This window comes from Alteromonas australica (genome assembly GCF_000730385.1).
Classification (GTDB): Bacteria; Pseudomonadota; Gammaproteobacteria; order Enterobacterales; family Alteromonadaceae; genus Alteromonas; species Alteromonas australica.
Genome location: NZ_CP008849.1, coordinates 2,152,273 through 2,165,587 on the forward strand (window position 1 = coordinate 2,152,273; position 13,315 = coordinate 2,165,587).

Consider the following 13,315-nt stretch of genomic DNA (forward strand, 5'->3'; position numbering starts at 1 on the left):
TATCTATCGGCTTAGTCCTAAGAAACCATAAGGAATCCAACCTTTGATGTCACAATTAATTTACAATTATTTTAAATTGATTTGACGTTAACGTTTACGTGAAGGTTAACAATTCGTTACTGTTACTCTCATGAGTTAATCACAGGCAGAAAAGCATGAAACAGGTTCCTTTACTTATTAATGGTGAATTTATAACGTCGGCAACCGATGAGTTCATTACGGTGACTAATCCAGCCAACAACACACCCATAGCACACGCGCCCTGCGCGACTGAGAGCGAAATGGAAGGGGCGATCGCATCAGCAACACACGCATTCTCAAAATGGAAAAACGTGCCCGTTACTGAGCGAGCACGAGTCATGATGCGCTATCAGGCACTACTTAAAGCACACCATGATGAAATTGCGACTTTGCTCGCTCAAGAAACGGGGAAAACCTTCGACGACGCAAAAGGCGATGTGTGGCGTGGTATAGAAGTGGTTGAGCAAGCGATGAACGCCCCCGCATTAATGATGGGCGAAACTGTTGAAAACGTTGCAAGAGGCGTCGATACCTACAGTGTCACGCAACCCCTTGGTGTTTGCGCAGGTATTACCCCATTTAATTTTCCAGCCATGATCCCACTTTGGATGTTTCCCCTCGCTATTGTTTGCGGTAACACCTTTATTTTAAAACCGTCAGAACAAGACCCCTTAACGCCTAATCGCTTAGCTGAATTATTTCTTGAAGCGGGTGCGCCTGCCGGCGTTCTCAATGTTGTCCATGGCGGCAAAGAGCAAGTAGAGCCTTTATTAACCGACCCTCGCATTAAAGCAGTTTCTTTCGTGGGTTCGGTTCCTGTTGGTCAACACATTTATCGTACTGCAACGGCGAATATGAAAAGAGCACAATGCTTTGCGGGTGCCAAAAACCATACGGTAATTATGCCCGATGCCAATAAGGAGCATGTATTAAATAATCTTGTTGGCGCTTCGGTAGGCGCAGCGGGACAGCGTTGTATGGCAATTTCTGTGGCGGTCTTTGTTGGCGAGGCGCAACAGTGGATACCTGAATTAGTCGCCCGAATTGCTAAAGTAAAACCTGGCCTGTGGGACGACGAGGAAGCGGGATTTGGCCCCCTCATCAGCCCTCAGGCAAAACGACGTGTATTAGGTTTAATTCAAGAAGCGAAAGAAGAAGGGGCCGAATGTTTATTAGATGGTTCCACCGCCACTGTGGAAGGTTATGAAGACGGCAACTGGGTAGGCCCAACGGTGTTTAATAAGGTCACTGCCGATATGCGTATATATACAGAAGAAGTTTTTGGCCCAGTACTTTCCTGTATGTCAGTGGATTCACTCGATGATGCCCTGACACTGGTTAACAACAACCCTTATGGTAATGGTACTTCCATATTCACAAACAGTGGTGCAGCAGCGCGAAAATACCAAAGAAATGTCGAGGTAGGGCAGGTAGGTATTAATGTTCCAATTCCTGTGCCCTTGCCATTTTTTTCCTTCACAGGGTGGAAAAACTCTTTTTATGGCGACCTCCACGCGTACGGAAAACAAGCCATTCGTTTCTATAGCGAGACTAAAACGGTCACCGCTAGATGGCTAGAAGACGACGTACCTAGCGGTACAAATTTAACCATTTCGTTAGACTAATCCAAAACGGCAGTGTGGAGTAAAACACAATGAATGTAGAGCTTTCAGAAGACCAAGTGGCGTTTCAGGAGACAGCACGACAGTTTAGTGAACAAGCACTGGCACCTTTTGCGGCGCAGTGGGATCGCGAACATTTTTTCCCTAAAGAAACCATACAAAAAGCCGGTGAACTGGGTTTTTGCGGCTTATATAGCCCAGAAAGTGAAGGTGGTTTAGGTCTCAGTCGTTTGGATGCCTCTGTGATATTTGAACAATTGGCAATGGGGTGTACGACAACCACCGCCATGTTAACTATTCATAATATGGCAACCTGGATGATAGCCACCTGGGGAAGCGATGAGGTTCGCGCTAAGTGGTGTCCTAGTCTCGTCACTGGCGAACAACTGGCATCCTATTGTCTTACCGAGCCCGGTGCGGGTTCTGATGCTGCATCGCTAAAAACAAAAGCGGAAAAAAAACAGTCTGGCTATATTCTGAATGGTTCGAAGGTTTTTATTTCTGGTGCCGGTGAAACAGATGTTCTTGTGGTAATGGCTCGCACTGGCGGCAGCGGTCCTAAGGGCGTTAGCGCATTCGCTGTACCGGCCAATGCGCCGGGAATAAGCTACGGTAAAAAAGAGAGGAAAATGGGGTGGAACGCTCAACCCACTAGAATGATTGCATTTGATAATGTAGAGATTGACGCAAATTGGCGATTAGGCGAGGAAGGCCAGGGCTTTAAAATGGCCATGCAAGGTTTAGACGGCGGGCGTATTAATATTGCAACTTGCTCTGTAGGGACGGCCCAACAAGCACTTAATTTGGCCAACGCCTATCTACGTGAACGCGAGCAATTTCAAAAGCCTATTGCTACATTTCAAGCGTTACAATTTAAATTAGCCGATATGGCCACGGAATTGGTGGCAGCAAGGCAACTCGTTCGTATGGCAGCGTGTAAACTAGACGCGAACCACCCAGACAAATCCACTTACTGCGCTATGGCGAAACGGTTTGCCACCGATGTGGGTTTTAAAGTGTGTAATGAAGCCTTACAGTTACATGGTGGGTATGGCTATATTAATGAATACCCATTAGAACGCCATGTTCGCGATGTACGCGTTCATCAAATTCTTGAAGGCACAAATGAAATTATGCGCGTTATCATAGCAAGGCGATTACTTGCAGATACCACAAGCCTGCTTTAACAGGGATAAGGAGTTTTTATGCAACAGTCAGCCCCCGTCGTCATCGCCGAAGAGCGTAAAACCAAAAGTGGCCATGTATTGGGCGTCCTCACTTTAAACAAACCTAAGGCTCTCAATGCCCTAGACTTGCCCATGGCGAGTATCCTGTTAGATACATTAGAGCAATGGAAATCACGGCAAGATATCACGTGCATTGTTCTCACATCAGCAGGCGATAAAGCGTTTTGTGCGGGCGGCGATATCGTCTCTATGTACCACGCAATGTGTGAATCCCAAGGAGAGATCCCGGCATTTTTAACATCATTCTTCAAAACTGAATATACCTTGGACTACTGCATACATTATTACCCCAAGCCTATCGTGGTATGGGGTTCAGGTATTGTAATGGGCGGCGGTATGGGCCTTTTATGTGGAGCAAGTCATAAAGTGGTGACAGAAACATCACGATTGGCAATGCCTGAAATTTCCATTGGTCTTTATCCCGATGTAGGAGGCAGCTATTTTTTACCGCGCATGCCAGGTAAAACAGGCTTGTTCTTAGGATTGACAGCCACACAAATGAACGGTGCTGATGCCGTACATGCGGGATTGGCTGACTATTTGGTGGCTGCCAATCAACTAGACATCTTAATGCAAAAGTTAAACGACGTGGAGTGGGGCGGTGTTAATCATCACGATTCGGTCTCTCAGGTACTCGCGAACTTAGATGCGCCGCTAAGCCCGCCCAATAGCCTTATCGCTCTGCATCAAAACGCTATTGATACATGGTGTGACGGCAAAACAGTGGCTGCGGTGGTAGACAATATTTTAAGCGCCCAAGAAAGTGATCTACCGGTTAGCGAAGACCCAGAGGCACACGCAGTGGCGATAAAATGGCTTAATAAAGCACAAAAAAACCTCAAAAATGGGTCGCCTATTACCGCCCATCTGGTTTTTGAGCAGTGTGTTCGCGGGGCAACGATGACGTTGGCTGAATGTTTCAAAATGGAGGCCGTTATGTCTTGCAGATGCGGAGAGTCAGGCGAATTTCAAGAGGGCGTAAGGGCGCTGCTCATCGACAAGGACCTTTCCCCTAAGTGGAAATATAACCACGTAGAAGAAGTTCCCCACGACGTTGTTGAAGGTTTTTTCAGTTCTCCTTGGGCAGAAGACGAACATCCGCTGGCTCACTTAGGAGAGGAAAAATGACACACATCGCATTTATTGGTTTGGGCAATATGGGCGGTCCTATGGCCGTAAACTTAGTGCAAAGTGGACATAGGGTAACCGTATTTGATTTGTCGGTGCCGGCGATGGATTCACTAAAGCGTGAAGGCGCCAGTGTTGCTGATTCGGCGTTGAGTGCGGTAAAGGATGCAGACATTGTCGTGACTATGTTACCGGCGGCTCAACACGTTGAGCGCTTGTATTTAGGTAATGATGGTATTATTCGTGGCGCCAAACCCGGAACCCTATTTATCGACTCCTCTACCATAGATGCAGATACTGCAAAACGGGTTGGCGCGGATGCATATGCGTGTAACATGCACTTTATTGATGCTCCCGTCTCTGGCGGCACGGCAGGCGCGAAAGCGGGAACGCTCACCTTTATTATGGGAGGCAGCCCACACGCGGTTGCGCAGGCGACACCTGTTTTACAATGTATGGGGCGGAATTTGTTTCACGCCGGCGATTTAGGGGCAGGACAGATTGCAAAAATTTGCAACAATATGCTGTTGGCGGTGCTTATGGCGGGTACTTCAGAAGCCCTAACGATGGCCACAAAAAATGGCATAGACCCTAAGGTTATGTCTGACATTATGCTGCAAAGCTCGGGGTGCAACTGGACACTGGAGAAGTACAATCCGTGTCCAGATGTTATGGAAAATGTGCCCTCTAGCAATCAGTATGAAGGTGGTTTTATGGTTAAGCTTATGAACAAAGATTTAAACCTTGCCATGAACACTGCGGCCGACAGTGTCTCTACCACACCCATGGCAACAGCAGCGCAAAGCTTGTATAGAATGCTGGAGTCACAGGGCCATGGAGAAAAAGACTTCTCCAGTGTTTATACACTCTTTAATAAACACACTAACACGTAAAGCAATACACAAGAGAGAGGGCTAAGCCACAGTTTCCAATAAGACACTGACAGTGAAAATTGATAAACTTATTGCTCGTCGTCGTTTTTTGGATATTTTTTATGTGGCAATGCCCTTTATGCCAACTCCCCATCAATGTAAATGAAAAAGCCATTCAATGTGCAAACAAACACACGTTCGATAAGGCCAAAGCAGGCTACGTAAATTTACTTCCTGTACAGTTTAAAAAATCTAAGTCGCCGGGGGACGATAAGGAAATGGTACGTGCACGGCGCATGTTCCATGAACAAAAGGGTTATCAGCCGCTTAAAGACACCATGTGTGAAATTTTAGCGCGGTATTTCGCCAGCCAATCTTTAGAAAATACGCCGTTAACCCTGTACGATGCTGGTTGTGGCGAAGGAAGCTACTTACTTGCGTGTGTGAAAGGGTTAAAAGAAAGCGGTTTTATCCTTGACGGTGCAGGCAGTGATATTTCGAAAACCGCTGTTGAACTGGCAGCGAAAGCCTACAAGTCGTGCCAATTCGTTGTCGCTAGCAGCTTTGATTTACCGCTACAAAATAGTACGCTAGACGCCGCCATCCAGGTGTTTGCGCCGGGAAGCACCAAAGAATATGCTCGTATATTGAAACCCCATGGCGTGTTGCTTACGGTTGACCCTGCGCCAAGGCATCTCTTTGAATTAAAATCACTGGTATATAGCAACCCACAACCGCATAAAGACGGACCAACGGAGCGTGAGGGTTTCAATCAAATAAAACATGAAAACCTCTCTTACACGTTATCTTTACCATCCCCAGAACAGCGTCTCGCTCTTGTTAAAATGACGCCTTATTACTGGCGCTTAACACCTGAAAAATTAGATAAGGTGGTAGAAAATTTAGCATCGGTCACCGTCGACTTTAACATTCAGGTATTTTCACTATCATCCTCATAAAAATCTGAGTAAACCGCGTTCAAGCCAGAAGAATACAAATGCAAAAACAAAAAGCCGTATTTTTAGACCGTGACGGGATCATCAACATAGACCATGGTTATGTGGGGCACTACCACAATTTTGATTATGTGGAAGGTGTATTTGACATGATCAAGCACTTTGTCGCGCAAGGTTTTAAACCTATTATTGTGACCAATCAATCAGGTATTGCACGTGGCTACTTCACGGAGGCCGACTTTCTAAACCTGATGAAACAGGTTCAGGATGAATTTTCCGAGCAAGGGTTACCTCACATTCCCGTATTTTACTGTCCACACCATCCTGAAGGAAACCTTTCCGCCTACCAAGTCATGTGTGAGTGTCGAAAACCCAAACCCGGTATGCTGTTAAACGCCGCCAAACAATATGCTATTGATTTACCGAATAGCATAATGATTGGAGATAGTTGGCGCGACATAGAAGCTGGCCAGGCAGCTGGGGTGAAATGGTGTGTCTATGTGTCTGATAAAGCCCCTCCGTTAGAGGCTGATAAAAGCCAGGTTTACCTCGTCAATAAACTCACCGATATACCAGGCTCTATAGAGTAAAAAAGCGCCCGTAGGCGCTTTTTTAATGTTGTTGCGAGAACCGCGACAAATGTTTTATCGCTTGGCTAAGTAGGTCCACATTGAGCGGGGCGTTACTACGCTTATTGGTGGCCAAATCGGTAATTTCATAACTGCCATTACTTAACACATCAGTACGTTTTCCGTTATGAAACACCACGATACGTTCACCAGATGTACTCACCAACCAATTGCGACTTGGCGATAACAGGCTTTGCCCTGTGGAATAGAAGTGCGAAGGAGCATTACAGCCCAATGCATTTAAAATAGTAGGAGCAAGGTCTTCAGTACTTGCCATCGTACCCTTAATAGGCAGGTTACTGTATAAAGTGCCAGCGTTATTGGTGTTATTACTGCTGTAACCCGTTGCCACAATCACTTTACTGTTGGCAAGCAATTCAGAAGTTAAATAGCTTTCAATACTCGATGCCGTTAAAAACGCAATATGTAAACCACCGTGTTGACTACCTAAAGGTTGCGTATAACTGTCAAACCTTTGCGAGGGAAGAGCCTCGTCAAAGTGAAGTGATACGGGCATTCCAAGCCCCACAGGGAGCGCCAATAGCACCGGGCGTTTAGCTGATAACGATGCCTGATAGATTTCTGGAACCCCAAATAAGGTGGTGGAAATCAGGCTTTCTTGATTGCTTGCGGTAGAGTAGTAGCGAGCCACGGTATTCAGATTAAAGCCGTCAATATTGGCAATTGGCATATCGTCTGTTTGCACAATTACCGTCATATTATCGTTTGCATTAACTGAACAATACACCGGCTCTGCTGGGTAATTGATGTTGTGAATGTCTGAATTGAATTGTAGTTGCTTGCGTTCTTCATACGCCGCTAGGTCAAGTAACCCATAACGAGACATCGTGGTTTTTGCCGTCGCTGGATACGATAACGGGAACATGTTGTCCTGTTTGATAATAGGCTGATACAGCTTAGCGTCTGCCCACACATGAACGGCATGACTTGACACAAAACAAACAACGAAAAAGCTCGCTACAGGTATACCAATTTTATACTTAGTAAAGCGCTCAACCCGTTTCCAAATCGCATTGGCTAGTACCAATTGAAAACCTAGCCACACTATGAACAACAAAAACAAGTACGCCCATTGCTGCCAGTCAAATTCACCAATTTGCGTTTGTGCTTCATCTTTAAGTAGGTCAGCGGCATGCACGCTAATATGAAAACCTGTACGGTTAAACAGGAGGGCATCGAAAGCAAGGAGTGCAAGCCCAACCGCAGCAATCACCGACGCCGTTGCTTTAATCACCCTAGGGTTCGACACCAGATAACAAAGTGGCAATATAAAAATAACGAAGCCAAAGAAGGTCATGAAACCAATATGACCGAACCAATTGGTAAGTAAATACACTGTTCCCACACCTGTACCTGGCATAGGCGATGAAAATACAAAAATTGAAGCAATCACAATAGCAATAATAATATTGGCTAGTGCAAACCAGTGGCCCCAATTTACCAGTTTCGTCACCCGTTGACGGCGTGGAGATTCAGCTAAAATCATAAGGGCGCCTATTTACCTTGAACACTCTTTTTAAGAACGTTAGCGAATTGATCAGCCATGGTTTCTCTGTTTTCAGGTGCAACCTGTGTATTAAGGATATGGGTAATAACGTTACCTAGTACCATAAGAGATAAATCTCTGTCGGCTTCGTTTTTCTCTAATGTTAGAATGACGTCGTTCATTAGCGCTTCGAACTGATCGTTTGTGTAACGGCTCTGTTGGGGCATTGTTACGCCTCTTTTTAATAATTTCTTTGATAAAAAGAATGGTTTTAGTCGTAAAATGATTATAATCGTTGTTTGAGTGATAACAATCATTCATTCTAAAATCCCGCAAATCCTTGGATATTTCTGACACTTTTTAAGCAACAGGACACCCTTTTTACTATGAGTGCACTGATTCACCACTTTGTCGTACATCGTCTCATCCTCAATAAAGAAGAAAAAATTGAGGCTATTCCACGTGATAACTGCTTGGCCGTGACGCCAGAAATTGAGTTATTGGCGCATCAAATTAATCACAGTTTCAATGCTAAACCCGGCAAAGGCGTCGGCCATTTTGTTGATAACGCGCCCAGCGTAGATAACGAACACAAAGATAATGACGAAGAAAAAAGTGGCATCACTGATGTTTCAGCGTTTGCTAACGAATTAAAAAACTACATGGCAGAGAAAAAAGCCGCGGGAGACAATGTAGAAGATGCATTTCATCGTTTTTCCGTATCGGCAACCAATCGCTTAGTTAAAACCTTGGCCGATACCGGCACCGTAGAAACCGGTTTTTTAATCTTCTGCCAATATGAATACCTTGCTACACAGTACTTAATGATTGCGTTACTGAATACCCGCTCTCATGTAGAAGTTACGCATTCCCTTGATTTGTCAGCCAGAGAGCATTTAGACCTTGCTCGCATGCAATTGGCTGTGCGGTTTGATTTAACGCAGTGGGAAATCCAGCCAGAACAACAACGTTACGTAAGTTTTATTAAAGGCCGCATGGGAAGAAAAGTTTCAGACTTTTTTATGCAGTTTGTCGGATGCGAAGAGTTGGTCGACGTGAAGCAACAAAATAAACAGTTAATTTCAACTGTTGATGCGTACTTAGCCAGTGAAGCCCTAGACCCTCAAGAACAGCATCAACACAGAGAAGAAGTTAAAAGCTACTTCAAGGAAAAAATTGATGCGGGCGAGAGTTTATCTGTGGATGAATTAGCCAACCGCTTACCCGCGAACGAAGAAACGAATAACAACTTTTCCGCGTTTTCACAGCAAATGGAAACCCCACTTGAAAAAGAAATTCAACCCGACCCCGCAGCACTAAAACAATTAGCCAAATTTAGCGGGCAAGGCGGCGGTGTTTCTATTAGCTTTGAAAGAAAATTAATGGGCGATAGGGTATTTTACGATCCTGCCACCGATACCCTAACGTTGAGAGGATTACCACCAAATTTAAAAGATCAGCTTAATCGACAATCTTCTATGGACTAATCACTGATTTAAGCCTTAAAAAAACGTATACTACACAAAGAAAAATGAACACGATTCAAGGGTGTTATGCAATTATTTGTAAATGATTTGACAGTGATGGACTTTTCATACCTTTGCCCGAAGCGCGGCATGGTAGGTGAAAGCTGGATTGTCGACGTGGTTCTGGATGGAGAGCTCAATGAAGAGAGCATGGTCCAAGACTTCGGTAAAGTGAAAAAAAACCTAAAACGATTGATTGATGAATATGTTGATCACAAATTGCTTGTGCCAGCAGAATACGCAGGTTCAAAGGTTATACATGATGAAGTAACTGAACAAGTTGAAGTACAATTTACCTGCGAAGACGGCCGGCAAATTATGCTGCACTGTCCCGCTGAAGCTTACGCAATTTTGTATTCAGACGTGGTCACCATGGCGTCTGTCAGTGTGTATTTGAAAGAAGTTCTGGCTACGCATTTACCAGAAAACGTAGATAACATTACGTTGAAGTTAAGAACAGAAGTGATTCATTCCCCCTTCTATCACTATACCCATGGTTTAAAGAAGCATGACGGTAACTGTCAGCGTATTGCTCACGGCCATCGTTCTCGTATTGATATTTTACTAGATGGTCAAGTGAGTGAAGCTGAGCAAAGCTACTGGGCTAAACGGTGGGAAGATATCTATATTGCCACGCAAGAAGACGAAATTGCCTACACTGAACGGAAAATAACCGGCAGTGTTGCTGAACCGTCTGCCTATCTCTGTTTTGCTTATGAATCTTCGCAAGGGTATTTTGAACTCATTATTCCAAAATCAGACTGTGAAGTTATCGACACCGATTCTACCGTGGAATGCTTAGCGCAATATCTATTGGAAGAGCAAAAAAAGCGTACGCCTGATTCACACTGCCAAGTTATTGCCTATGAAGGGGTTGGAAAAGGCGCCATGGTAAGCGAATAATCTAGGGCAAATAAGCAAGGAAATGAGCCACTCTATGACATTGATGAAGAAAGTTAATTTTGACGTTAACCCTATTGGTAAATTCGGAAAAATAGTACGACGCACAAGTCTATTATGTGTTTGCGTACTCTTCTCAATGGTCAGTGTGGCCAGCGAAGCAAACGAAACGTCCCCTTTGGTTTTACATGGCGAAATGACCCAAGGGGCACTATTACGAGGTCAAGTGCCAGAGGGTGCCAAGGTGCGACTCGATGGCGTAAAGGTAGAGATTAACTCACAGGGTAAATTTGTTATCGGTTTTGAACGCAAAGCCCCGTTGAACCATGAACTCACTGTATCTTTACCCGATGGAAGTGTCATCACTAAACCCATCACGTTGACCGAGCGAAATTATAACATCCAGCGCATTGACGGCCTCGACCAAAAAATGGTGACGCCACCGCAATCGGTCACCGATCGCATTAAACAAGACAACATTGATGTCGCGATTGCCCGTCAGCCTAAATCGGCTCTCGATGCAGTATTCACGCGTTTCATTTGGCCGGCAAAAGGGCCAATTACTGGCGTTTATGGTAGCCAACGTATATTAAATGGTACGCCTAAGTGGCCGCATTATGGCGTAGATGTTGGCGGTCCAACAGGAACGCCAGTTTATGCGCCAGCCAGCGGGAAAGTGACCCTAGCAAAAGATTTATATTACTCTGGCAACACCCTGATTATGGATCACGGGATGGGGGTTTTCTCTACCTTTCTTCATTTAGATTCTATGGATGTAAAAGTGGGGGAATACGTAGAGCAGGGTAAACCTATCGGTACCATTGGCGCATCAGGTCGTGCCACAGGCCCACATTTAGATTGGCGTATCAACTTAGGTAAGATGCGATTAGACCCGCAAACTATCGTTACTGGCCAGCCTAACTAACGCCTAGCTGCTTATTCGTGTGTGATTCTTTGCGCGAGAAAAGTGCGCGCTAATCAACGCGCACCTTGATGAATAGCGCGCGTTATCTGGTTTAACATGAAAAGCGCTCAACCCGCTTAATGGTCTAACCATTGTTGAAGTTTTTCTTCATTTTCAATGGTAAAGTAGGCTCTATCCTGACGCGCTTGCAATACCGGCAAGGCGACATTGACGATTTGCCCATCGCGAATGAGTGTTAGAGTTACATGTGTATCAGATGCACAATCCAGTAACCGCTGTAATTTTGCTTGATTAACAACTTGATTATTTAAAGCCAAAATAATGTCATTTATCATAACGCCCGCTTTTGAGGCAGCTAACCCTTCAAACACCTGAATCACAGATAACCCCATGGCCGCGGGCTTACAAGTTGCGCCTAATTGATGTCGAATTTCTGTTGCATCAGTATAGCCGCCTTTATCTTCTGCGCTTACTGCAGAACGTGTGTGCAGTTTAACGCCTATATCATCAAGCCAAGTTTCAAGAGGCACATCGTCAGTGCCGTAAACCACGCTATCGAGATAATCGTTGACGTCAATATCAAACTCTTGCTGACACAAGGTAGCAATGACGTTATCTGGCGTACCACATTCGTCACGACCATAAATCTCCCAAAGGCGCTTCATGACAGTATCAAGTGACACGGTTTGATTCGATCGATGGCGAAGGAGCAAATCTAGGCCAAAAGCAATGATGCCGCCCTTGGTGTAGTATGAAACTATGTTATTAGTGGCACTGGCGTCTTGTTTGTAAAACTTTGTCCATGCGTCGAAACTACTTTGTGCCACCGACTGTTTATAGCGTCCAGCATTTTGTAGCAGGCGCGAAATATTCTGCGCGACAATGTCGAGGTACTTTTTGCCATCTATCAACTTAGCCCGAGCAAGGGTGAGATCATCATAAAAACTGGTAAAACCTTCATATATCCACAGTTGGTTTGTGTATGTTTCTTCACCTAACTTGGGTGTAACCATCACATCTGGTTTAATGCGTTTCACATGCCAAGTGTGAAATAGCTCGTGACTACATAAGCTTAAAAAGGTGATGTAACCGTCTGTTTTATTTGCCTGGCTATTGTCTCCCAACCGCGGTAGGTCGTGGCGAGGATAGAGCAGTGCGGTGGAGTTTCGATGTTCTAAACCGCCAAAACCATTTTCCGCCAGTAAGGTCATAAATACGTAGCGAGATACAGGCTGGGGGTGGTCAAACAACGCCATATGATGGCGACAAATGGGCTTAAGATCCTTTGCAATTCGCGCTAAGTCCAGTTGATGGCTACCACTAAAAACCAACTCGAAGGTCACACCATCCACCTCGTAACTCAGGGTTTCGCATTCACCAATAAAAATAGGGTGATCAATAAATTCAGCGTAGCTGTGGCTTTCATATGCCCAATATTGAGGATTACTGTCTAGCGCAATAGGTGTCATACCGGTATGCGCCTGCCAATGGCTCTGCGCCGGTTTTTCTATCTGCAATGTGCAACGCACTTCGCTCATTTCCACCACATTCAAAAACGCACTTGTGCCATTAATGAAGGCATATTCATGATTAATAAACGCCGAACGTACCGATAAGTCATTCGCGTAAACCACATAATTGACAATAACGCCATCGCCGTTGGTGGCAACCTCCCAGGTTTGCTTGTCTATTTTCTGAGCCGCTATTTCTGCCCCAGTGTCGGCATGGGTAAAGGTTATTTCCGTGATGCTTTTTGCGAAGTCGCGAATCATATAACTGCCGGGGATCCAAGACGGTAGCGCAAAGGTGAGGGTGGCTTCGTTGTGTTCTGGAACCTTAAGTTCTACGGCGAAAAGATGCTGCTGCCAAGATTTAACACTAAGCTGATACTGAAGAGATAAAGTACGCATAAAAAACCTAACAATAAACGAGACCTTCATGATGCCTTATCATGAAGGTTTTGTCAGCTAGGCTAAAATTAG

The 13,315-nt window shown here is 45.0% G+C and carries 12 protein-coding genes; 9 read left to right on the forward strand and 3 right to left on the reverse strand.

What is annotated here, in order from left to right:
* The first annotated feature begins 155 nt into the window (after nucleotides 1–155).
* The 6 genes from EP13_RS09475 (at nucleotide 156) to gmhB (ending at nucleotide 6,436) form a co-directional block, all read left to right on the forward strand.
* Nucleotides 156–1,646 (forward strand): CoA-acylating methylmalonate-semialdehyde dehydrogenase, encoded by a 1,491-nt coding sequence (locus EP13_RS09475; RefSeq protein WP_044057079.1) that lies wholly within the window; start codon nucleotides 156–158, stop codon nucleotides 1,644–1,646.
* A 29-nt stretch (nucleotides 1,647–1,675) separates the two neighbouring features.
* Nucleotides 1,676–2,830, forward strand: a complete 1,155-nt coding sequence (locus tag EP13_RS09480; protein WP_044057080.1) for an acyl-CoA dehydrogenase family protein — start codon at nucleotides 1,676–1,678, stop codon at nucleotides 2,828–2,830.
* Between the two features lie 18 nt (nucleotides 2,831–2,848).
* Entirely contained in the window at nucleotides 2,849–4,018 is a 1,170-nt protein-coding gene (locus EP13_RS09485; RefSeq protein ID WP_044057081.1) for an enoyl-CoA hydratase/isomerase family protein, read from the forward strand.
* Entirely contained in the window at nucleotides 4,015–4,911 is an 897-nt protein-coding gene (mmsB, locus tag EP13_RS09490; RefSeq protein ID WP_044057082.1) for a 3-hydroxyisobutyrate dehydrogenase, read from the forward strand. The genes EP13_RS09485 and mmsB overlap by 4 nt, the downstream gene beginning before the upstream one ends.
* Before the next feature lie 101 nt (nucleotides 4,912–5,012).
* Nucleotides 5,013–5,849, forward strand: coding sequence for a putative RNA methyltransferase (locus EP13_RS09495; RefSeq protein ID WP_044057083.1), 837 nt, complete (start codon nucleotides 5,013–5,015; stop codon nucleotides 5,847–5,849).
* A gap of 38 nt (nucleotides 5,850–5,887) precedes the next feature.
* On the forward strand, nucleotides 5,888–6,436 hold the full coding sequence (gene gmhB, locus EP13_RS09500; RefSeq protein ID WP_044057084.1) for an HAD family hydrolase: 549 nt from the start codon (nucleotides 5,888–5,890) through the stop codon (nucleotides 6,434–6,436).
* 22 nt (nucleotides 6,437–6,458) lie between these two features.
* On the opposite strand, the gene EP13_RS09505 is transcribed toward gmhB, so the two are convergent.
* Nucleotides 6,459–7,982 carry a DUF3413 domain-containing protein gene (locus EP13_RS09505; protein ID WP_044057085.1) on the reverse strand — a complete coding sequence of 508 codons (1,524 nt, stop codon included), beginning with the start codon at nucleotides 7,980–7,982 and terminating at the stop codon, nucleotides 6,459–6,461.
* Nucleotides 7,983–7,990: 8 nt separating this feature from the next.
* A complete protein-coding gene (locus EP13_RS09510; protein WP_044058877.1) occupies nucleotides 7,991–8,209 on the reverse strand; it encodes a YejL family protein in 219 nt (72 codons plus the stop codon).
* Nucleotides 8,210–8,368: 159 nt separating this feature from the next.
* On the opposite strand from EP13_RS09510, the gene yejK reads away from it, so the two are divergent.
* The 3 genes from yejK to EP13_RS09525 all read left to right on the forward strand — a co-directional run bounded on the left by yejK (nucleotide 8,369) and on the right by EP13_RS09525 (nucleotide 11,333).
* Entirely contained in the window at nucleotides 8,369–9,469 is a 1,101-nt protein-coding gene (gene yejK / locus EP13_RS09515; protein ID WP_044057086.1) for a nucleoid-associated protein YejK, read from the forward strand.
* Nucleotides 9,470–9,535: 66 nt separating this feature from the next.
* Nucleotides 9,536–10,411 carry a 6-carboxytetrahydropterin synthase gene (locus tag EP13_RS09520; RefSeq protein ID WP_044057087.1) on the forward strand — a complete coding sequence of 292 codons (876 nt, stop codon included), beginning with the start codon at nucleotides 9,536–9,538 and terminating at the stop codon, nucleotides 10,409–10,411.
* A 136-nt stretch (nucleotides 10,412–10,547) separates the two neighbouring features.
* Complete coding sequence (locus EP13_RS09525) at nucleotides 10,548–11,333, forward strand: M23 family metallopeptidase (protein ID WP_052364530.1); 786 nt, start codon at nucleotides 10,548–10,550, stop codon at nucleotides 11,331–11,333.
* Nucleotides 11,334–11,449: 116 nt separating this feature from the next.
* Here EP13_RS09525 and EP13_RS09530 read toward each other — a convergent pair whose 3' ends face one another.
* Entirely contained in the window at nucleotides 11,450–13,243 is a 1,794-nt protein-coding gene (locus EP13_RS09530; protein WP_044057089.1) for a M61 family metallopeptidase, read from the reverse strand.
* Between the last annotated feature and the right edge of the window lie 72 nt (nucleotides 13,244–13,315).